This is a genomic window from Agrobacterium tumefaciens (assembly GCF_017726655.1).
In the GTDB taxonomy this organism is placed as follows: domain Bacteria; phylum Pseudomonadota; class Alphaproteobacteria; order Rhizobiales; family Rhizobiaceae; genus Agrobacterium; species Agrobacterium tumefaciens_B.
On sequence record NZ_CP072308.1, the window covers coordinates 1388443 to 1408899 of the forward strand.

Annotated in this window: 20 protein-coding genes; 4 read left to right on the top strand and 16 right to left on the bottom strand. The window is 59.1% G+C overall.

Annotation, left to right across the window (positions count from 1 at the left end):
* Nucleotides 1-206: 206 nt before the first annotated feature.
* The 14 genes from AT6N2_RS06990 to AT6N2_RS07055 all read right to left on the bottom strand — a co-directional run bounded on the left by AT6N2_RS06990 (nt 207) and on the right by AT6N2_RS07055 (nt 13729).
* Nucleotides 207-692: a pyridoxamine 5'-phosphate oxidase family protein gene (locus AT6N2_RS06990; protein WP_209089502.1), complete on the bottom strand. Its 486-nt coding sequence runs from the start codon at nt 690-692 to the stop codon at nt 207-209.
* A gap of 48 nt (nt 693-740) precedes the next feature.
* Nucleotides 741-1433, bottom strand: a complete 693-nt coding sequence (locus AT6N2_RS06995) for a permease (protein ID WP_233282489.1) — start codon at nt 1431-1433, stop codon at nt 741-743.
* Between the two features lie 177 nt (nt 1434-1610).
* Nucleotides 1611-2096, bottom strand: a complete 486-nt coding sequence (locus tag AT6N2_RS07000) for a F0F1 ATP synthase subunit B (protein WP_004440269.1) — start codon at nt 2094-2096, stop codon at nt 1611-1613.
* 1 nt (nt 2097) lies between these two features.
* On the bottom strand, nt 2098-2739 hold the full coding sequence (locus AT6N2_RS07005; RefSeq protein ID WP_209089508.1) for a F0F1 ATP synthase subunit B: 642 nt from the start codon (nt 2737-2739) through the stop codon (nt 2098-2100).
* An 82-nt stretch (nt 2740-2821) separates the two neighbouring features.
* On the bottom strand, nt 2822-3049 hold the full coding sequence (locus AT6N2_RS07010) for a F0F1 ATP synthase subunit C (RefSeq protein WP_003494147.1): 228 nt from the start codon (nt 3047-3049) through the stop codon (nt 2822-2824).
* A gap of 72 nt (nt 3050-3121) precedes the next feature.
* Complete coding sequence (locus AT6N2_RS07015; protein ID WP_004440258.1) at nt 3122-3871, bottom strand: F0F1 ATP synthase subunit A; 750 nt, start codon at nt 3869-3871, stop codon at nt 3122-3124.
* 61 nt (nt 3872-3932) lie between these two features.
* Nucleotides 3933-4298: an AtpZ/AtpI family protein gene (locus AT6N2_RS07020; protein ID WP_063947733.1), complete on the bottom strand. Its 366-nt coding sequence runs from the start codon at nt 4296-4298 to the stop codon at nt 3933-3935.
* Between the two features lie 270 nt (nt 4299-4568).
* Nucleotides 4569-5732 carry a cell wall hydrolase gene (locus AT6N2_RS07025; RefSeq protein ID WP_063947732.1) on the bottom strand — a complete coding sequence of 388 codons (1164 nt, stop codon included), beginning with the start codon at nt 5730-5732 and terminating at the stop codon, nt 4569-4571.
* A 366-nt stretch (nt 5733-6098) separates the two neighbouring features.
* A complete protein-coding gene (locus AT6N2_RS07030) occupies nt 6099-8018 on the bottom strand; it encodes a potassium transporter Kup (protein WP_063947731.1) in 1920 nt (639 codons plus the stop codon).
* 15 nt (nt 8019-8033) lie between these two features.
* Nucleotides 8034-9011 (bottom strand): magnesium transporter CorA family protein, encoded by a 978-nt coding sequence (locus tag AT6N2_RS07035; protein WP_209089510.1) that lies wholly within the window; start codon nt 9009-9011, stop codon nt 8034-8036.
* Nucleotides 9012-9347: 336 nt separating this feature from the next.
* Nucleotides 9348-10520, bottom strand: coding sequence for an Mrp/NBP35 family ATP-binding protein (locus tag AT6N2_RS07040; RefSeq protein ID WP_209089512.1), 1173 nt, complete (start codon nt 10518-10520; stop codon nt 9348-9350).
* A gap of 119 nt (nt 10521-10639) precedes the next feature.
* A complete protein-coding gene (locus tag AT6N2_RS07045; RefSeq protein ID WP_063947728.1) occupies nt 10640-11863 on the bottom strand; it encodes a CmpA/NrtA family ABC transporter substrate-binding protein in 1224 nt (407 codons plus the stop codon).
* Nucleotides 11864-11940: 77 nt separating this feature from the next.
* On the bottom strand, nt 11941-12681 hold the full coding sequence (locus AT6N2_RS07050; protein WP_063947727.1) for a helix-turn-helix transcriptional regulator: 741 nt from the start codon (nt 12679-12681) through the stop codon (nt 11941-11943).
* A gap of 208 nt (nt 12682-12889) precedes the next feature.
* Entirely contained in the window at nt 12890-13729 is an 840-nt protein-coding gene (locus tag AT6N2_RS07055) for an IclR family transcriptional regulator (protein WP_209089514.1), read from the bottom strand.
* Nucleotides 13730-13839: 110 nt separating this feature from the next.
* Here AT6N2_RS07055 and AT6N2_RS07060 point away from each other — a divergent pair, with 110 nt between their 5' ends.
* The 4 genes from AT6N2_RS07060 to AT6N2_RS07075 are packed head-to-tail and all read left to right on the top strand — an operon-like array spanning nt 13840 to nt 17061.
* Nucleotides 13840-14610 carry an SDR family NAD(P)-dependent oxidoreductase gene (locus AT6N2_RS07060; protein ID WP_209089515.1) on the top strand — a complete coding sequence of 257 codons (771 nt, stop codon included), beginning with the start codon at nt 13840-13842 and terminating at the stop codon, nt 14608-14610.
* The gene (locus tag AT6N2_RS07065) at nt 14610-15524 is read left to right on the top strand and encodes a 2-dehydro-3-deoxygalactonokinase (RefSeq protein ID WP_209089516.1); all 915 of its coding nucleotides are present in this window, start codon (nt 14610-14612) and stop codon (nt 15522-15524) included. The genes AT6N2_RS07060 and AT6N2_RS07065 overlap by 1 nt, the downstream gene beginning before the upstream one ends.
* A gap of 15 nt (nt 15525-15539) precedes the next feature.
* Nucleotides 15540-16169 (top strand): 2-dehydro-3-deoxy-6-phosphogalactonate aldolase, encoded by a 630-nt coding sequence (locus AT6N2_RS07070; RefSeq protein ID WP_144575666.1) that lies wholly within the window; start codon nt 15540-15542, stop codon nt 16167-16169.
* A 4-nt stretch (nt 16170-16173) separates the two neighbouring features.
* A complete protein-coding gene (locus AT6N2_RS07075) occupies nt 16174-17061 on the top strand; it encodes an SMP-30/gluconolactonase/LRE family protein (protein ID WP_209089517.1) in 888 nt (295 codons plus the stop codon).
* 49 nt (nt 17062-17110) lie between these two features.
* On the opposite strand, the gene AT6N2_RS07080 is transcribed toward AT6N2_RS07075, so the two are convergent.
* Nucleotides 17111-18463, bottom strand: coding sequence for a putative bifunctional diguanylate cyclase/phosphodiesterase (locus tag AT6N2_RS07080; protein WP_144575670.1), 1353 nt, complete (start codon nt 18461-18463; stop codon nt 17111-17113).
* A gap of 85 nt (nt 18464-18548) precedes the next feature.
* Nucleotides 18549-20168 (bottom strand): response regulator, encoded by a 1620-nt coding sequence (locus AT6N2_RS07085; protein ID WP_186376736.1) that lies wholly within the window; start codon nt 20166-20168, stop codon nt 18549-18551.
* Between the last annotated feature and the right edge of the window lie 289 nt (nt 20169-20457).

Here is a 20457-nt window from a genome sequence, read left to right on the forward strand (position 1 = left end):
CACACAGTATCGCGATACAAGGTACCGTCGGGCTGTATAATTGGGTGAACAGCGATATTGTCGAGAAGAGGCATGATGAACCTTTCAGGTTGATCGCCAACCGTGTCTGATAGGATTGAGGATCTCTAAGATTTGCACGCGATGGGCTACGACGAGACTAATTTCGCCCTGGACAGAAATCCATCGTGGTCGGACTATCGCTCCGATCAAGATTCTTGATATGGCAGCGCCTGTATAGGCCGCACGCCGTAGGTCTCATAAGCGCTTTGCATTCTTTCACTCTCGCTGCGTTCGGGAAAGAGCTTGTAGCTTGGCGCCCAAATTCGGGAAACGCGGTCGATTTTGACCGCGATGACATTCCGGATCGGAAAATCATCGCCTGCCATACGGCGCAGATCGACACTAAAGGCGTCAAAATCGGTGTCACTGGGAGGCAGGATCGTGGCATGGCCGGTGAGTTTGAAGCCTTTCTGACGAAACACGTCAATGAAGCTAACGCACACTTTTGGTCGGGCTAGAGCGTTGTGAACGCTATGCGACGACGCGATATCGGCGATGACGATGTGGTCGTCACCGTAGCTGGTGAATATCTCCTTTGGCGTTACACTGGGCGTACCATTGTCGTCGATGGTTGCCAGCCAGCAGAGCACTGAGTTCTGCAGGTCAACTTTGATCGCATCGTTGATTTTCATGGCTTTCCTCCCGTTTTTGCGCGATGGCCCCGAGCATGATGGGTCATATCATCCGGCCTGCCCGCTTATGGTCGAGAAGATGGTGCTCGCTTCAATCGATATGAGCAGCGCAAGCGCGAGCGCCACGAAACTCGCCACAACAAAGGCGGCGGCGAAAATCAGGCCCGATTTGATGAGGCCAATGCGGAGTTCGCCGCGCAGCCAGCGAATTTCCGCCTGGGCGTACCAGAGGGCGGCAAGTGCAACGGTCATGAGACCGAAGGTCATTCCCTGTCCACCCGGCATGGTGACCACATCCAACCCGAGGACCAGGATCAGCGTAAAGGGTGCTGTTACGTAGCATTGACTGAAGAATGGAGGTCGCAACGAGTTGCGAGTCAAGCGCATCTTTCTCAAACGCAGCGCAGCGACCGCCATGCACAGAGGATAGACGCTGAATATGACCCCTCGCGCAATAAGCAGGTTCGACCCGGAGCCCAGTTGCCTGGCCGCGAGGTTGGCATCGAATATCGAGGGGAGCGATGCGGTGAGCGCTTGGGACAGAAGCAATGTTATCAGCAGAAAGAGCGGCGGGCTGAGCGTATCGTCATATTGATCTTCAAGCCGGTCATCGAGTTCCGTATCGGCATAACGCATCATACTGAGTGGACTGACGACGGATCGCCACATGGTCATCGGATAAAACACAAGCCACGAAACCAGCTCATAAAGCAGATCTTCGAGGGATTTCAGTACCTTCATGAAATCCAAACTTCGACCTCCGTCACTCGTGCATCCACCACCTGACGATGCTAGCAGCGCAAACGAGGGCAGTCACCATCGTCAACATGCGTGAGGCAGATGATCAAAAGAAAACCCCTCACAGCGGACTGGAGGGGTTTCCAATTTTATGACCATCCAAGGCCTTATGGTCGCGTGTTAGTTCAGCTTCGACTTCACTTCGCCGATCGTGGCGGTGAAAAGCTTGGCCTTTGCGGCGGCCGTCGTCTTTTCGGCCAGCAGCTTCTCGGAAGCGGCGATGGCGATGTCGACGGCGGCAGCGCGGACGGCGCCGATGGCGTCTTCTTCGGCCTGCTTGATCTTCTGTTCCGAAAGAGCCGTGCGGCGGGCGACGAATTCTTCCGTCTTCTGCTTGGCTTCTTCGGTCAGCGCTGCGGCTTCGCGTTCAGCGGCGGCGACGATGCCGGCGGCTTCGGCTTCGGCTTCCTTGCGCTTGCGCTGATATTCGGCCAGCAGGTGCTGGGCCTCTTCACGCAGGCGCTTCGCTTCAGCCAGCTCGTCCTGAATGTTCTGCGCGCGCTCGTCCAGAGACTTGGAGAGCATGCCCGGAACCTTGAGGTAAGCGATCAGGACGAAGAAGAGAACGAGACCGACGAGAGCGAAAAATGATGCATCAAATGCCATGTCAGGCTCCCTTCACGTTCGAAGCGGCGGCAATCGCTGCCTTCACGTCCGTGTCCTTGACCTTGGCGCCAACCAGCTGGTTGACGATCGCGGTCGCGGTTTCCTCGGCAATTGCGCCGACATCGGTGAATGCCTGTTCCTTGATGCCTGCAATGCGCTTTTCAGCGGCGGCCAACTTTTCCGCCAGACCGGCTTCGATTGCGGCGCGGTCGGCATCGGCCTTGGCTTTAGCGGCGTCACGGGCCGCGGCGCCGATCGAGCTTGCCTTGGCGCGGGCTGCCGCGAGTTCTTTTTCATAGGTTTCGACGGCTGCGTCGGCTTCGGCTTTCAGCCGTGCCGCTTCGTCGAGATCCTGTGCAATGCGTCCGTGACGGTTTTCGAGAATGCCGCCAACGCGCGGAACGATGACCTTCTGCATGAGCAGGTAGAAAAGGCCAAACGTAATCGCCAGCCAAAGGACCTGCGATGCATAAGTAGACTGGTCGAACGGCGGGAAAACGCCGGAAGAACCGTGCTCGGCGCCATGCGCTACACCGGTTTCCGTGTGCGTGGCTTCCGGTTGCGGCTGGCCAACGGCCGGAGTTTCCGTATGCGTTTCACCTACGGTCGGTGCTGACTGGGCATAAGCCTCGGTCACGAACATGCTCACCTCCAGGGGGGACTGCAAATGCGAAGGATCACGGCACGCTATCGTTGCGGGCCGTGATCCAGACCTGATGCCGTTATCAGACAGCGAACAGGAGAAGGAGAGCAACGAGCAGCGAGAAGATGCCCAGAGCTTCCGTAACGGCGAAGCCGAATACCAGACGGCCGAACTGGCTGTCGGCAGCAGAGGGGTTGCGCAGTGCGCCGGACAGGTAATCACCGAAGATACGGCCGAGTGCGAGGGACGTACCAGCCATGCCGAGGCATGCGAGACCTGCGCCGATGTACTTTGCTGCTTCCGCTTCCATGTGAGACTCCTTGAGATATAGGTTGTTGCGGCTGTTTTTGACGCCCGTTTCCGGGGCCAGCGACTTTACTTCTCAGTGACCACCATGCACGGCGTCGTTCAGGTACATGCAAGTCAGTACCGCGAAGACATAAGCCTGCAGGAAGGCAACGAGAAATTCGAGAGCGGTCATGGCGACCGTCATGATGAGAGGCAGGACTGCGCCGCCGACGCCGAGCGCGCCGAGCGCGCTCATGGAGGCGACGAAGCCTGCGAAAACCTTAAGCGTGATGTGGCCGGCCAGCATGTTCGCGAAAAGACGGACGGAAAGGCTGATCGGACGCGACAGGAAGGAGATCATTTCAATCGACGCCACAAGCGGCAGAAGCGCCTTGGGCACGCCCGAGGGGGCAAAGATGCCGAAGAAATGCAGGCCGTGCTTGTAGAAACCGTAAACGACGACCGTACCGATGACGAGGCAGGCGAGCGCGAAGGTAACGATGATCTGGCTGGTGACCGTGAAGAAATACGGGAACATGCCGAGCAGGTTTGCCGTCAGCACGAACATGAACAGCGAGAAAACGAAGGGGAAGAACACCATGCCCTTTTTGCCGGCGCCTTCACGCAGCATGGAGGCGATGAACTCATAGGACATTTCGGCAACGGACTGCATGCGGGTCGGGATAAGACCGCGGTTCGACGTTGCGAAATAAAGGAAACCCGAAGCAGCAGCCACGGTCGCGACCATGAAGAGCGACGCATTGGTGAAGGAAAAATCGACGCCGCCAATTTCGATCGGAATGATCGGCTGCACCAAGAACTGATGGGTCGGATCGTTTGCCACCGGCTGCCCTCTTTACCTGTCGCCGCCTGTCGCGGCATCTCAACTGTAAGGAAAAACAGCCTTAAAGGCCGCGTTTTCCACCCTCGTCCTGTCTGTCCGCCTTCTCCAGCAGCGGCGGCTTGGCCACCGCGCCGGTCGAGCGCAACACATTCAATACGCCTGCGCAGAAACCGAGAAGAAGAAGAACGATCATCCCCCACGGCGACGTGCCGGCAAAATAGTCCAGAAGATAACCCAGCATAGCGCCGACCACGATGGCCGAAATGAACTCCGATGAGAGCTTTACCGCCATCGCAAAGCCTTTCCGGCTTTCCGCAGCATTTGTCTCCGCCCTCACTTCCGCCTCATCATCCGCCTTCACCTTTGCCAACTCGTCGGCTAGGCGCTTGCGGCGCTCGTCCAGACTATCGTCACGGTTGCCAGTCATCTTAGAATCCCACCCATTTTCTCCGTTCCAGCCATGCCAGAACCCTTTGGAGTTGTAAACGGTGACGGATTAAGCCTGTTCCAGCCCGCTCTGAAGTCGCGCGCAACATAGTTTTAGGGGCTTCTCTAGTCAAGGCACAGATGACGGTTGTTTCAGCACAAATTAATGATGCAAAAACAATGGCTTGACTCAAAATCCCAGTTTAAGGGCGATGTTTCGTGGGGGAATCGGCATTTTTGACACGCAAAATGCGACAAAATGCCGGTGGTATCAGCTCCAGCCGCCACCATAGGTACGGTAAAAGACATGCAGGCCGATTCTGCCGACCTTCTTCATGGTCTTGCCCCAGGCCGGACGCACATAGACGGCGTGATAATGGGTGGCGGAGCCAACTTCCTTCAGCCAGATCTTGCCAGCCGTGGTCGCCATCGCCACTTCGCGCGCCATCTTCCAATGGCGCTCGGAATTCACGCGGTCCTTGATGTTATCGCAGGCGAAGGAGAACTGGCAGCGGTTGCGCCAGTCCTTGTTCTGGTAAACCACGCCGCAGATGGTTTTTGGATAAGCGGGATTGCGCACGCGGTTGAGGATGACCTGGGCCACCGCCGCCTGACCTTTAACGGACTCACCGCGCGCCTCGAAATAGATGCCCGACGCGAGGCATTGTTGTTCGGCCGGAGAGAACACGGCTGCCGGCAACGGCGTTGCGGCCCAGGCGTGGTCATCAGGGTTGATCTGCGGCACGAAGCGGCCGGTCTCCGGCTTTTTAAGAATGGCGTCGAATGGGGATTCGCGGGCGAAGTCCGGTTCGGCCGGCGCATAGGCGGTGGCGAGAATGTCCGGTGTGCGGTTGGTAATGAGTTCGGCCAGCATCGGCGAGACGCTCTTATCCGCCTTCTTCTCGTCGCGGCGGAAATAGAAGGAGGCGAGTTCGATATCCTTGCCGCGCTTCGGTTTGACGAAGGCGGTGCGATCCTTGCGCTTCAGCGGCTCTATATCCAGCATCGAGGTGCGCTGCAGCACCGAACCCGCGGTGAAGGCCTTCGGCGGCTGCATGATTTCGGTGGCGACGATGCGGCCCTTCTTGGCGGCACGGTTGACGCGTTCGCTGTCAGGCGTTGTCGTCTCTCCCTTCTTGTTGGTGACGAAAGCAACCTTGCTGCCATCCGGCAGGGTCATGCCACCACCATGCAGCGCCTCGTCCCCCTGCGCATCGTTGAATGTGAGGGAGGCATTGTGCGTGGAGCCGGCCGGAGAGGCGGTCAGCACCATGCGCCATTGTTCGCCGCCTTTATCCAGGCCTGCCAGTAGCGAGGCAAGATCCGCCCGCGCGGCAAGCGAAGGAAAGACAAGCCAGGCAGCAAGGCCGAAGACGACGGGTGACGTCCAGCTGGACGCCCATCCCGGAAAGGACGCGGGGGACCGACGACGCATGACTTTTTTCGAACGCAAAACCAGCACTCCGAACACCAACAACCGAATTTTCTACAGGTGTTCGAGAATCTCTTATTAACCTTGATGGATGGTTAACGCTGCGATGGAAGATGCCTTCACGTTAAAGTGTGAGCATATTCTGATGCCGAGGCGTGAAGTCGATTTCGCATGTGCCGATCATAACGGCCAGGCAGGACATCTCCACATCAGTCATTCCGGCCTCGAGCCGCAATCCAGCGGAGACGCGTCGGCGCGCGTAAAGACCCCTTTCACCCCAAAAGATTTGGGCTGGCTGGATACCGGCTCAAGGCCGGCATGACGGAGAGACCGAGATCGCCCAGCTACATCGAGGAGATGCCTGCCCCGTCACACGACGACGTGTGAACCGAGTTCCACCACGCGGTTGGCGGGCAGGCGGAAATAGTCCGAGGGATCGGCGGCGGTTTCGGCGAGCGCGATGAACAGGCGGTTCTGCCAGCCCGGCATGCCGGACTTGGGGTCCGGCACCAGCTTGCGGCGACCGAGATAAAACGAGGTCGACATGATGTCGAACTTGTACCCGGTGCGGCGCAGATAGCCCAGCGCCTGTGTGACGTTCTGGGTTTCCATAAAGCCGAAATGCAGTTCGACCACAGCGAACCGGTCACTAAGTTTCGTCAGCGTGTAGCGATCTTCAGGATGAACGCGCGGCTGATCCTCGGTGCGGATCGTCAGGATGACGTTCTTGTCATGCAGCACGTGGTTGTGCTTGAGATTGTGCAGCAAGGCGGCTGGGGCTGCGTCCGGATCGCCGGTAAGGAAAATCGCGGTGCCAGGCACACGCACCGGCGCATGAGCGCTTTCCTTTTCAACCGAAGCAACGAAAGCCTTCAATGGCACGTCACCACGACGGGTTTTTGCGAACAGGATTTTCGAGCCGCGCTGCCAGGTCGTCATGATGATGGTGAAGGCGATCGCCAGGAGCACCGGCACATAACCGCCATCGTGGATTTTCAGCAGGTTTGCACCAAGGAAAATCAGTTCCAGCACCAGAAGCGGCGTCAGCACCGCAAGGGCAAGCCAGATCGACCATTGCCAGCGCTTGCGCACGAATTCGAAGAACATCAGGCTGGTGACGACCATCGCGCCGGTGACCGAAATGCCGTAAGCGGTCGCCAGCGCATCGGAACTCTTGAAGGTCAGCACCAGCGCGACAACGCCGAACAGCAGGATCGTGTTGACGGCCGGCAGGTAGATCTGCCCGGTGTTGGTCTCCGAGGTGAAGAGGATTTCCATGCGCGGCAGGTAGCCGAGGTGGATCGCCTGACGAACCAGCGAGAACGCGCCCGTTATCACTGCCTGGCTGGCAATGATGGTGGCGGCGGTGGCCAGAATGACGGCGGGCAGGATCGCCCATTGCGGGAACATCAGATAGAAGGGATTGGACATCGCCGCCGGGTCCTTCAGAACCAGCGCGCCCTGCCCGAGATAATTCAGCGTCAGCGCGGGAAACACCAGACAGAACCAGGCCCACTGGATGGGGCGGCGGCCGAAATGGCCGAGGTCTGCATAAAGCGCTTCCGCACCCGTGATCGTCAGGAACACCGCACCGAGAACGACGATGCCGTAAAAACCTTCATTGGCCAGAAACTCCACCGCATGCCAGGGGTTGAAGGCAAAGAGAATGCCAAAATCGTCTGCGATATGGATGAGGCCGGCACCGCCCATCACCAGGAACCAGACCGCGGTGATCGGCCCGAAGAATTTCGCGACCGTTCCGGTGCCGTGCGACTGAATCGCGAAGAGGCCAATCAGGATGCCGACCGAAATAGGAATGATGAAGGCGTCCATTTCCGGCGTGACGAGTTTCAGGCCTTCCACCGCCGAAAGGACTGAAAGCGCCGGGGTAATCATGGCATCGCCGAGGAACAGCGCTGCACCGATGAGTCCAAGCACGATGAGGACGCTGCGATGCGTGCCGGCGGTCTTCATCAACAGCGCCAGCAGCGACAGCGTACCGCCTTCGCCGTCATTGTCGGCGCGCAGCAAAAGCGTGATGTATTTAAAGGTGACGATGATCGTCAGCGACCAGATCATCAGCGATGTGAGGCCGATGACTTCCTCCTGCGTCACGCCGTCATAGGCGATGGGGCGCAAAGCTTCGCGAAAGGCGTAGAGCGGGCTGGTGCCGATATCGCCATAAACGACGCCGATGGAACCAAGGATGGCGGCATAGAGCCCCTTGTTCTTGTGCGCGTCATCCGCATCCGGCTTCTCGGCAACATCCTTGTCAGCGATCTGGGACATGATGATCCTGGCTCCTCAGAGCCAGCCCTTCCAACGAAAAAAGAGAAACGGGATGATTGCGGACAGCACCATGACGATTAGCGCAAGTGGGTAACCAAATGTCCAGTTCAACTCCGGCATGAGCTGAAAGTTCATTCCGTAGATGGAGGCCACCAGCGTTGGCGGCAGGAACACGACCGAAGCGATCGAGAAAATCTTGATGATGCCGTTCTGCTCGATATTGATGATGCCAAGCGAGGCGTCGAGCAGGAACGTCAGATTGCCCGAAACGAAGGAGGCATGTTCGTTCAGCGACTGGATATCGCGCCCGATGGACTTGCCCTGCTCCCTTGCGCCCTTGTCCGCGCTCGCCTGAGCGCTGGTGGAAAAGAACGTTTGCAGCCGCGCCAGCGATGCAAGACTGACGCGGACCTTCGAAATCAGCCGATGATAGGCAGCAATATTGCTAAGACGATCCTCGAGATACCGCGGCGCCTTGCGCTTGGAACGGGCCTGGCTGCCCAGAATATCCGCAGCGAGATTATCGATCCCGGCGACCGAATTTTCGAGAATTTCCGCCGTGCGGTCGACAATGGTTTCGAGCAGCTTCAATAGCAGCGCCGTGCCGCTGCGCATCTCATGGGGCGCGCGGGTAATGGCGGCGATGAAAAGATGGAAGGATTTCGGCTCTGCATAGCGGATCGTCACCAAACGGTTGCCGGCCAGAACAAAGGCAACGTCGGTCAGGCGCGGATCGTCCGAATCCGCCTTCCACACCAGAGACGCTGTCATGAAGACATTGGCGTCTTCCATATAGAGTCGGCTTGAGGGCTCGATATCCTTCAGGTCTTCGCGTGTGGGCAGCTCGACGCCCAGCAGCTTTTCCACATGCTGCTCTTCCGCCCTGTCCGGATTGACGAGATCGATCCAGACGATGTCGTCGGGAATCGGTCCGGAGCCGTCGTGTGCCGACAGGCTGATCGCCTCGCAATTGGCGCGATAGGCTTTTATCAATCCGTTTCTCCGCTCCGCATCGCAGGCTTACCGCAATGCTGCTTAACATATCCTGTTTGCGGTCGGCAAACCTTTGGACGACACTTCAGGGAACGACGGAACGAGCGGGATCACCCAATCCCGAAAGCCCGATGGACCAAGAGCCAAACGGCGCAGGCGTATGCGCCCAAAGCGGAATGCAATCAAGCAATATTTTTTCGCAACAGCATTGCAGGCGAAGCATTTCTTGAGCTCGAATTCAGAAACGCTATCGTGTACCTCCGGATAACCTTCTGTTTTCGAACATCTATTTAAAGAAGGCAGATGCGTCGCCGAGTATGAGCCATGCCCGGCGCGTTATTCGAAAACGATCTTCGGCGCGGCTTTTCGCTCGCTCGTCCCGATGCGCGCCCAGACTTTTTCAGCGATATCGCGATAGATCGCAGCCTGCGGACCGTTGGGATCGGCAACGACAACAGGTGTTCCCGCGTCCGACAATTCGCGAATGGAGATGGTGAGCGGCACCTCGCCGAGAAAGGGAACCCCGATCCTTTCAGCTTCCGCCTTCGCGCCGCCATGGCCGAAAATATCGTAGCGCGCGCCGGTGTCCGGGGCGATGAAGTAGCTCATATTCTCCACGACGCCGAGGAGCGGCACCTCTACCTTCTGGAACATGGTGATGCCCTTGCGCGCATCGGCGAGCGCCAGATCTTGCGGCGTGGAGACGATGACGGCCCCGGCGAGCGGCACCTGCTGGGCGATGGTCAGCTGTGCATCGCCGGTGCCGGGCGGCATGTCGAGCACCAACACGTCCAGGTCACCCCAAGCCACCTCGCGCAGCATCTGCATCAGGGCGGACTGCACCATGGGTCCGCGCCAGATCATCGCTGCTTCCTCATCCACCAGAAAGCCCATGGACATGACCTTCAGCCCATAATTCTCCATGGGAAGAATGATGCGGTCTTCCTGTTGTTTTGGGCGACCCGAAATTTTAAGCAATCGCGGCAGTGATGGGCCGTAAATATCGGCGTCGAGCATACCGACCTTGAGGCCGAGCGATTGCAGGCCAAGTGCGAGATTGACCGATGTCGTCGACTTGCCCACTCCGCCCTTGCCCGAAGCTACGGCGATAATGGACTTAACACCCGGAACGCCAACCTTCGACGAGCCGGGCTGCGTGGCGGGCCGACCGGGCGCGGCGGCGGGCCGACCGGGTCCGGCGGCGGGCCGACCGGGTGCGGCCGCCGGGCGCGGTGGGGCGGGTTGCTGCTGGCCGGGTTTGCGATCGGCCGTCAACGCCACAACCGCGCCGGCAATGCCTTCCACACCCTTGGCAGCCCGTTCGGCTGCAAGCCTGAGCGGTTCCATTTCCGGCGCCTTGTCGGCGGGCACAGTGATCGAAAAATACGCCTTGCCGTCGGCGATGAAGATTTCCGAGACCATGCCAAGCGCGACGATGTTCTTATCGTTGCCAGGATAAATGACGGCCTCGAGCGCCTTTTCAACCTGACTTCTGCTGACCTCTGCCATAATCCTGCTCCCGCTACTTCATCCGATCGCTATTGCGTGCCATCCATAGACAAGCCTTGGCGCTTCGCCAATGGCAAAGCGTCATGGCGACGCATTCGTGACGACTTACCGATGCGGTTTCAGATTTCGTCGTCCATCGCCAGCCTTTCAGGATCAAAGACGCGGCCGTCAAAAAAACAGTCGGGGCCGAGGACGAGGCCCGTGCGGGATGCGCCGACGTGAACGGGTTCCTTCAGGGTTCCCTCCAGCTTCAAATTGGCGCCGGGCACCGGCACGAAGAGCGGCTTCATGGCCTTGCGGAAAATATCCGGCCGATAGGCGTTGCGGGCTGCCTCGACCATGGCTGCATCTTTACGGTAATCGGCCGAGACCTCGCCCCAACGCACCATCTGGCTGAAGAACCAGAGGGCCTGGCTTTGCCAGGGGAAATTGGCAGCCTTGGCGCTGGTGACGAAAAACTCCTGAAAACGCTGCATGTCCTTGAGCGAGGTGGAAATATAGCCCGTCAGTGCCGGCAGCAGATATTCGCCATTTTCATCGAGATATTGCGGGGCGGCCAGAATGCCGGCGAGTTCCTCGATATTCGTCGTATTCGCACACCATTCGCCGGCACGGTACAGCGCGCGCAGCAGGGCTTCCAGAACAGCAGCGTTGTTTTCCGCCCATGGCGTTTTCACCGCCAGTATCTTTTCGGGGGCGTTGTGCCAGACCAGCGCCCCCGTCGTAACAATGCGGCCGTTCCCCCCCAGCACCACGGCGCTGCCTGCCGGCTCTGCCGCGCAGAGAGCATCGACCTCGCCGCTTTCCAGCAGTCCCGGCATGGCCTTGGGCAAGGCTTCAACGATTTCCATATCGCGGCCGAGCAGCACGCCATAGCTGCCAAGCAGATATCGAAGAGTGTAAAGCGGCGTCGAAACAATGTCTTCGACGGCAAAAACCGGGGGCTTTCTACCCTCCGTGCGGCGCGCCGCACAGACGCGGGCCATGGCTCGTCCGAAGGCGCCGGGATCGGGCAGCTTCAACCCCTCACGATACAGCTCGTCGTAAAAATCATGGGAAACGGTCGTTGCCGATCCGCCAAGGGAGAGCGTGAAAACGCCGACGATATTGGCCGGCAGATCATCGAGGCCAGCGGCGGAGCCGACGGGCACCGGTGCGGGAAGGTGGGCAACATGGATGTCGTCGCTGCCGAGTGCCGACAGCACAGTGGAGGCGGAGGGCTGTCTGTAGAGATCAAGATCGATGCCTTCATCGGCAGCAAAGCCTTTTTCGGCAGCGGCTATCAGCACGGCGCAATCGATAGTCGGAGAAAATCCCGCTTTAATCCTATGCCGTTCCGGCAACGATTTCTCCTTTCCGGTGATTCGGAAGGAGGATCGCCGAAGATGCGCTTTATCACAATGAAAAAATTACGGTTTCGCTACTTTATGATGCCGACGCGCAGGGCCTTCGCAACTGCCTGGGTGCGGTTGACCGTATCGAGTTTTTTCGTGGCTCGATTGAGATAGTGATTGATGGTGTGTTCCGACAACATCATGATCTCTGCGATCTCCGCACTGGTCTTGCCGGCGGCGGTCCAGTTCAGGCAGTCAATCTCGCGCTCGCTCAATGTTTCGGGAACACGCAGATCAAGACGGCGGATCTCGGACAGGCGGGCAAAGACATGCGCGGAGATGTAAAAAAGCTCGGCCAGCCGCGCCTCGGGCAGCACCGTCTTGTTGCCGGAAAAGGAGACGGCACCGCGTGTGAGCGTGACATCATGCACCGGAAACCAGACGGAATTGATCATCTCGAAGCGTTCGAAGAGCGCGACCACGCTTTTCTTCAGCACGTGCCCCTCGCCTTCGACCAGAAATTCCAGCGAGACGGAAAAGGGCACGGTGGATTTTCTGAGCTGCGCCATGACCCGGCTGTGCTGCAACTCCCCTTCTTCATCATAACGTTGCAGCAGTTCGGCCGGCCAGCTTGTGATGACAGTGTATTGCGACAATTCGCTCGAAACCTCGGTGGAGAGGTCAAGCACCATGAAAGCCTTGAATTCCCACGCCTCGGTCAGCCGCTTCAAAAAGCGGAAAATATCGAACTGCGTGTTAAGGCCAGCGATCTCGCGAACGCAATCAACACCAATCGACTTTAAGGCTGCCGCCTCTGTTTTCTGCATGAAAGCTGTTCTTCGAGAAAGAGAAATGCCGCTGCAAAGGCTGCCTTTGCGCGGCAATTGTTGCGGATGTTACTCAACAAAACGATTCACGCAAACGAAAGTTGAAAATAAATTTCGAATAGTCGGAAATAGTATTGGAAGATGGTCAGTGAAGCGCGTTGCGGCCTGTTCCACCAGCCAAGTCTGCCGATTGACCGGCTTGTTTTCTTCAATTTCCTGCAACCGGGGATAATCTGCAGGCAAGATCAGCGGAAATATTATCGGCGGTTTGACGCAACAGGGGAGCCCACCGTCGAAGCTGGGCGATATCCACACGATAGGCGGGACCAGTGACAGATATCGCCGCCCGGAAGTTGCGGCCCGGCGCGCGGACAGGCGCGGCTACGCAGTGAATTCCGAGCTCATGCTCCTGAAGGTCGAAACCGTAACCGTTCTGGAAAATCGCTTCCACATCGGCAACGAGCGCTTCAGCCGTCACAATCGTATTGTCGGTGAAGCGGTGATACTCCAGTTCCGCCGCCAGTCGGGTCAGCTCTTCAACGGGCAGCAGCGACAGCGCTGCCTTGCCCACCCCGGTGCAATAGACCGGTGAGGTTTTGCCGACCTGCGAGTGCATGCGCAATGTATGCTGACCTTCCATCTTGTCGAGATAAGTGACCTGATTGCCATTCAACACGGCGAGATGGACGGATTCCTGCGTCGCCTGCTGCAAGGCAGACAGATGCGGACCCGCGACGCTGCGCAGGTCGTTGCCGCTCCATGCCTTTGCGGCCAATTGCAACAGCCTCAGCCCAACCGCGTAGGTCTGGTCGGCCGCATGATCGACAAGCCCTTCGGCAACAAGATGGGAGAGCTGGCGATGGACCGTGCCGCGCGGCTGGCCGCAGGCGTCGACCACATCGGTAAAGCGCATGGGTTTTTCGGCAAAGGCGATCAATTCAAGCAACGAGACGGCCTTGCCGAGTGTGCCGGTATCCGTCCCGCGTTTCTGCCGCGGGGTTGGAACCGCCTCAGCCTCCTGCCCATTGGGGTTTTTATGATCGGACATGACAATCCACCGCCATTTGCCTTGACATGACGGTCACGCCAAGAGAATAATTCCATTTATTAAAATCTAGTTCCGAATATTGGAACAATCAAGCGTTCTTGGATGAGATGATGCCGATGACACAAGCCCGATTTCCAGACCTCAAGGATGCGGGCGTGCTGGTCACGGGCGGCGGGTCCGGCATCGGGGCAAGTCTGGTGGAAGCCTTTGCCATGCAGGGCGCGAAGGTCTCGTTCATTGACATCGCCGAAGCGCCGAGCGTTGCACTCGTCAAGCGGCTTGCGGCGACGGCCGAGCATCCTGTCCATTTTTTCAAAACCGATCTGCGGGATATAGCGGCGATCGGGAAGACGGTGGAGGCAGCGGCCTCCGCCACCGATGGAATCAAGGTCCTGGTCAACAATGCCGCCTGGGACGATCGTCATGACATAGACGCCGTGACGGAAGCCTATTGGGATGCCAATCAGGCCGTCAATCTCAAACAGATGTTCTTTACCGTCCAGGCCACTTTGTCCTATCTCAGACAGGCGGCGGACGCATCCATCGTCAATTTCTCGTCAATCTCGTTTTTGCTGAACATGGGCGAACTGCCGTCCTATGCAGCGGCGAAGGCCGGAATCATCGGGTTGACGAAAAGCCTTGCCGGCCGGCTGGGGCCGGAGAATATCCGCGTCAACACGCTGCTGCCCGGCATGATCGTGACGGAGCGGCAGAAGGAACTGTGGCTCACGGATGAGGGCATTGCCGCCACCACCGCGCGGCAATGCCTGAAGCGCACGCTCGTCGCTGCCGATCTCTCGGGCCCGTGCCTGTTTCTCGCATCATCGGCATCAGGCGCCATCACGGCGCAATCCATAATCGTAGACGGAGGCCTCCTATAATGTCCGAACCCGCTTTCATCGCCGTCGACTGGGGCACGACCAGTTTCCGGCTCTGGCTCCTGAGCCGGTCGGGCGCGGTGCTGGCAGAACGCAGAAGTTCGGAGGGCATGACCACGGCCATGCGGACCGGTTTTGCCGAGGTCCTGCAATCGCATCTCGACGCCATCGGCGCGCCCGAAGGCTTGCCGGTTCTCGTCTGCGGGATGGCGGGCGCGCGACAGGGCTGGGTTGAAGCCGGCTATATCGACGTGCCGGCATCGCTTTCGCGGGTGCTTGATGGCGCGGTTCGCGTCCCTGAGCAGGTGCGGGATGTCCGCATTCTGCCGGGGCTGGCGCAACGGGATAAAGATGCGCCCGACGTGATGCGCGGTGAGGAAACGCAATTGCTCGGCGCCCTCGCCTCCTCCGGGGCGGGTGAAGCGCTGGTCTGCATGCCGGGCACCCATTCGAAATGGGTTACCGTCCGGGATGGCGGCGTGACGGAATTCGCCACCTTCATGACCGGCGAACTCTTCGACGTCATTTCGAAGCAGACCATCCTTTCCCATGCGGTGGCAGACGCCGACGCCTTTACCGGCGAGCATGCCGCCTTCACGGCAGCGGTCCGCGACATCTACGCCACGCCGCAGCTTGCGACCAATCGCCTTTTCACCCTGCGCTCCGGCCAATTGCTGCACGGCCTCACCGCCACGGACGCCAAAGCCAAGCTCTCCGGCATCATGATCGGACTGGAAATCGCTGGCGCTCATTCGGCTGCAACACGAGACACGCCGGTGGTTCTGATCGGTTCCGGTGCGCTTGGCGCGCTTTACGAAGCCGCCTTCACCACGCTTGATATCCACTATACGGTAGTTGACGCCGACGACGCCGTGCGGCGCGGATTGCTGGCCGCTGCCAATGCCATCTGGCCATAAGAAGAAAGATCGACCATGCGTATTCCCTTTCCGTCCATCAAATATCCGCTGATCGCCATTCTGCGCGGCCTGAAACCCGAGGAAACCGAAGGCGTCGTCGGCGCGCTGATCGAGACCGGCTTCCGCGCCATCGAGATCCCGCTCAACTCACCCGACCCCTTCCAGTCCATCGAAATCGCTGCAAAGATGGCGCCGGCGGATTGCCTGATCGGGGCTGGCACGGTCCTCAGCGTCGACGACGTCGCTTCTCTCGACGCCGCCGGCGGCAAGCTTATGGTAAGCCCCAATGCCGATGCTGAGGTCATTACCGCAGCGCGTGAAAAGGGAATGGTGACGATGCCGGGTGTTCTCACCCCAACTGAAGCGCTGGTGGCCGCAAAGGCAGGTGCCACCGGACTCAAATTTTTCCCCGCCAGCATCATCGGCCCGGCGGGTATCAACGCGATCAGGACCATCCTGCCCAAGGATCTGGTGATTGCCGCTGTCGGCGGCGTTTCCGACAGGAATTTTTCGGAATACACGTCGGCCGGCATTACTGCCTTCGGGCTCGGCACCAGCCTTTACAAGCCCGGCATGACGGCTGCCGACGTGCGTGAACGCGCAACCGTCACCCTGTCAGCCTATGATGCAGCCATTGGAGGATAACAGCGTGGCAACAGTTTTTCCGTTTACCGGACGTGTTCTTGACGATACCCCCATGCTGCTCGGCGAGGGGCCGACATTCGATCCGGCGACGGGAACCGCCTGGTGGTTCAACATTATAGGCCGCGAACTGCATGAGTTGCACCTCGCCTCCGGCCGCAAGACCGTGCACACGCTGCCCTTCATGGGAAGCGCGCTTGCGAAGGTGAGCGACAGCAAGCAACTGATCGCCTCCGATGACGGCCTGTTCCTGCGGGATACGGCAACAGGCGTGCTGAGCCTGCATGCAGAACTTGAAAGCGACATGCCCGGCAACCGCTCCAATGATGGACGCGTCCACCCCTCCGGCGCACTCTGGATCGGCACCATGGGCCGCAAGGCGGAGACTGGCGCGGGCAGCATCTATCATGTCGCCAAAGGCACCGTGACAACGCTGTTTTCGGATATCAGCATTCCGAATTCGATCTGCTTCTCGCCCGATGGCGCGACGGGTTATTTCGTTGATACCGACGTCAACAGGCTGATGCGCGTGACGCTCGATGCCGCGACCGGTCTGCCGACCGGCAAGGCGGAGCTCTTTAACGATTCCAGCGAAGCCGATGGTGGCGTTGACGGATCGGTCTGCGATGCCGAGGGGCACATCTGGAACGCACGCTGGGGCGAAGGCGCGGTCGATCGCTATGATGCCAACGGCAACCATATTGAACGATATGAAGTGCCTGCCGGACAGACCACCTGCCCCGCCTTCATCGGCCCTGATGCCTCGCGCCTGCTCGTCACATCAGCGCGTGAGAATCTCGATGAGGACGCGATTGCCGAAAATCCGCAGCACGGCTTGACCTTCGAACTCGGTGTCGACGTCAAGGGCAGGTTCGAGCCGCTCTACAAACTCTGAGGGAAGATCGGGCATTGCGCATCCCAGCGAATGCCCGATGCAAACCATCTCAGGAGATATCCGACAATATTTCCCGATAGTTTTCGTGCAGGTATCGCTGGGTCGCAGCGGCATCGGCAGGGCGACCGTAAAAATAGCCCTGCCCCATAGCGCAGCCAAGCGCGCGCAGTTTTTCCTCTTCCGCCCGCTCTTCTATCCCTTCCGCCACCACTTCGAGATCAAGCCCCTCACACATCGCAACGATGGCCTTGATGATATGTTCGGAAGGACGGTCACTGCTGATGCGGGACACGAAGGCGCGGTCGATCTTGACCTTGTCGAAGGTAAAGTCACGCAGCCGGCCAAGACTCGACTGGCCGGTGCCGAAATCGTCGAGCGAGATGCGCACGCCCGCCCCCTGTAGCTCGCTGATGATGCGCTGGGCGGTATCGGCCGAGGTCATGACGGCCGTTTCGGTGATTTCCAGCTCCAGCCGGTGCGGATCGAGCCCCACACGCGCGAGAATGGACAGGATATTGTCCGCCGTGCTGGGGTCCATCAACTGCGCCGAAGACAGGTTGAAGGAGAGAAAAAGCTCACGCGGCCAGAACAGCGCCGCTTCGGCCGCCTTCCTGAGCAGCGTCTCGGAAAGTGCATCGATGAAACCGCGTTCTTCGGCGAGCGGAACGAAAACGGCAGGCGATACGAAACCGAGGTCCGGATCGTTCCAGCGGGCGAGCGCCTCGAACCCGATAACCTTCGCTTCTTCCAGCCGGACGATGGGCTGGAAATGCACGTCGATCGCATCGGTGATGATGGCGTTTCTGAGCGCCTGCTCCAGCTGCGTGGCGCGCTTCATTTCCTGCGCGATTTCCCGCGAATAGACGGTGATCTGGCCACGGCCGCGCCGTTTCGAGCGGTAGAGCGCGGTCTCGGCGCTTTTCAGCAGATCCTCGAATTCATCGCCGGCGAAGGGATAGATGGCAAAACCGAAAGACGATGACAGGCGGACATTGCGGTCGCCGAGATCGTAAGGGGCCGACAGCACGTCCTTGATCATGTTGCCGATGCGCTCCGCGCCGGTGCGCTCGAAAACCAGCGGCAGCACGAAGGCAAACTCGTCGCCGTCATGGCGCGTTACGATGGCACCATCGGGAATGCAGGCCTTTAGCCGGTGCGCCACCTGGCAAAGGATTTCATCGCCCGCCTGAACGCCGAAAAGATCGTTGATGGGTTTGAAACCGTCGATATTGGCAATACCGACCGTAAAGGGCGCAGGATCGCTGGACCGTTCGCTCGCAAGCATGCGGATCTTGTCCCGCAGGCGGTAGCGATTGCCGAGCCCCGTCAGCGGATCGCTATAGGCCATGGCCTGCAGCTCATTCTGGCTGACCTGCAACGCCTGCGGCTCTGCCCGTTTCATTCCTGCATCTCGTGAATCCTGTGTCGACGCGCACACAATGCAGGGCAAGTATTAAAAAAGCCATAGCCTTGAAAGAACGGAATTCTCAGGCGTGCAGCCGCAGGGCGTCCTCGCCGATCAGCTTCAGGAAAATGGCTTCAACCATGTCCGGGCTCACGGGTTTCAGCAGCATGTCGTCCATGCCCGCGGCGAGACATTTATCGAGATCTCCGTCGAAGGCGTGGGTGATGACGCCAACGATGGGAATATGCCTGTCGCCGCCCAGTCCGCGCATCCGCCGGGCAGCTTCAAAGCCGTCGATATCGGCAAGCGTCGTGTCCAGCAGCACGATGGATGGCGGTTGTTCTGCAAAAAGCCGCAGGGCCTCTTCGCCCGTGGTCGCCAGCCGCCAGGAGAGCCCGAGACCTTCCAGGATCTGGGAAAAAACGATCTGGTTGACCCTGTTGTCCTCAACGAGAAGAACGTCGCCCACCCGACCTGCGCCTGCAAAGTCGGGAAGGTCGTCGGTCGTGATCTCCCAATCCTGTTCGGCGTCCTTCGTTTTCGGCAGGGCCTTGAAAGCGGCGGCGAGGTCACGCAGGAGAGACCCGTCGATGTCTTCCTGCTCGATCGTGACGACGGACAGACCATGCGCTTCAGCAATATCGAGGCACGCGACACTCATTTGAGCGTCAACGACGACCACATCGATGGTGACACCGGCAGAGGCCGCAACATCGATAAAGGCGCGTTGCTCATCCTCGCTTCTCACCGCCGCGTGATCCATGCCGCCCGCAGCGAGCTGCCGTCCGGCCTCTTCGGCAAAGCCCACGCTTTCAGAGACGATCAGGACAGCCTTGCTCTTTAAAAGCTCGCTTCGGCTGTCGACATCGCCGTCCTTGCCGTAAACGGACGACACAAAGGGGACATGTTCCAGCGATGGGATGATGGGTGTACCGGTCTCATCGACCGTCGCGAGAGCGGTCACATCCTCCATGGTCGTGACGAGGAAATACCGGCCGGCCCGGCCCACACGGTGCTTGCGGGTGATGGCCAGGACTTCTTCGCCGTTCAGGCGCCGCACCCTTTCCGGGATCAGCGCCGGGATGCCGCTATCCAGCACCTTGCGATCCGCTGCGTCGATCCGGCGGGCAACCTTGCGCGAGTGAAGATCGAAAACCGTGCGGCCGAGAATGCTTTCCGCGCTCGTCTCCACCAGCGCACAGGCGGATTTGTTAACGGCGGCATAGGCGAGATTACGATCCTTGACGAAGACGGGAAAAGGGAGGTTGTCGAGGATGTCTTCGATCAGCTGGACGCGCTCGAGATCGATGCGCCACTGCTCCTCCCGCTTCTTCTGCTCGGAAATATCGGCGATAACGCTGATGCCAAGGCCGGATGGCAGGCGGTTCATGACGAAGCGTAAGAACCGCTCCCCCTTCAGCCGTTCCGTCTTTTCCGACCGTTCTTTCCAGTGCAGCGCCAGTCGTTCGCCGATCCACTCCTCACGTCCCAGCTGGCGGGCATTGGCATGGAGGCTGTCGGCCTCGACAAGATAACAATCGTAAAGGGCGTTCAGATAGTCGCGCAGACGTGCGCCCGGACCGATGACGGCCTCTTCGAGCGGAAAGAAACTGAGAAGCTTCCGGCTGGCAAACAGGATGTGATCATTGCGGTCGCAAACGACGACCGCCGCGCCAAGCGCGTCGCAAAGGGCATCAAGCATCAACGTATGAACGCCCGCGCCAGAGGACGCCAAATCACTCAACTGCAAACTCCCGCCTGTTTTTCAGGGGTCAGGCCTATGTTTCTGGAGGAATCGCCAGGAGCGATTGCCGGGATGAACCGAAAAAGAGGACATCAGGGTTTGCCACTTGAAGCAGTCTTGAGGGGAAGATGACGCTCACCCAAAGTCGACGTCACACACCGCCAGATGAAGGCGGCCCCGTTCCTGCGGTCATTTCAAGCCGGCTCACCATAATCGAGGCCGATTAAAGGCGGATTAACGCTTAAGC

Excerpts from the sequence above, each read along its gene's own strand:
- AT6N2_RS06990 (WP_209089502.1), bottom strand. The coding sequence starts at position 692 with ATGAAAATCAACGATGCGATCAAAGTTGACCTGCAGAACTCAGTGCTC.
- AT6N2_RS06995 (WP_233282489.1), bottom strand. The coding sequence starts at position 1,433 with ATGAAGGTACTGAAATCCCTCGAAGATCTGCTTTATGAGCTGGTTTCG.
- AT6N2_RS07000 (WP_004440269.1), bottom strand. The coding sequence starts at position 2,096 with ATGGCATTTGATGCATCATTTTTCGCTCTCGTCGGTCTCGTTCTCTTC.
- AT6N2_RS07005 (WP_209089508.1), bottom strand. The coding sequence starts at position 2,739 with ATGTTCGTGACCGAGGCTTATGCCCAGTCAGCACCGACCGTAGGTGAA.
- AT6N2_RS07010 (WP_003494147.1), bottom strand. The coding sequence starts at position 3,049 with ATGGAAGCGGAAGCAGCAAAGTACATCGGCGCAGGTCTCGCATGCCTC.
- AT6N2_RS07020 (WP_063947733.1), bottom strand. The coding sequence starts at position 4,298 with ATGACTGGCAACCGTGACGATAGTCTGGACGAGCGCCGCAAGCGCCTA.
- AT6N2_RS07025 (WP_063947732.1), bottom strand. The coding sequence starts at position 5,732 with ATGCGTCGTCGGTCCCCCGCGTCCTTTCCGGGATGGGCGTCCAGCTGG.
- AT6N2_RS07030 (WP_063947731.1), bottom strand. The coding sequence starts at position 8,018 with ATGTCCCAGATCGCTGACAAGGATGTTGCCGAGAAGCCGGATGCGGAT.
- AT6N2_RS07040 (WP_209089512.1), bottom strand. The coding sequence starts at position 10,520 with ATGGCAGAGGTCAGCAGAAGTCAGGTTGAAAAGGCGCTCGAGGCCGTC.
- AT6N2_RS07050 (WP_063947727.1), bottom strand. The coding sequence starts at position 12,681 with ATGCAGAAAACAGAGGCGGCAGCCTTAAAGTCGATTGGTGTTGATTGC.
- AT6N2_RS07055 (WP_209089514.1), bottom strand. The coding sequence starts at position 13,729 with ATGTCCGATCATAAAAACCCCAATGGGCAGGAGGCTGAGGCGGTTCCA.
- AT6N2_RS07060 (WP_209089515.1), top strand. The coding sequence starts at position 13,840 with ATGCCGATGACACAAGCCCGATTTCCAGACCTCAAGGATGCGGGCGTG.
- AT6N2_RS07065 (WP_209089516.1), top strand. The coding sequence starts at position 14,610 with ATGTCCGAACCCGCTTTCATCGCCGTCGACTGGGGCACGACCAGTTTC.
- AT6N2_RS07070 (WP_144575666.1), top strand. The coding sequence starts at position 15,540 with ATGCGTATTCCCTTTCCGTCCATCAAATATCCGCTGATCGCCATTCTG.
- AT6N2_RS07080 (WP_144575670.1), bottom strand. The coding sequence starts at position 18,463 with ATGAAACGGGCAGAGCCGCAGGCGTTGCAGGTCAGCCAGAATGAGCTG.
- AT6N2_RS07085 (WP_186376736.1), bottom strand. The coding sequence starts at position 20,168 with ATGCTTGATGCCCTTTGCGACGCGCTTGGCGCGGCGGTCGTCGTTTGC.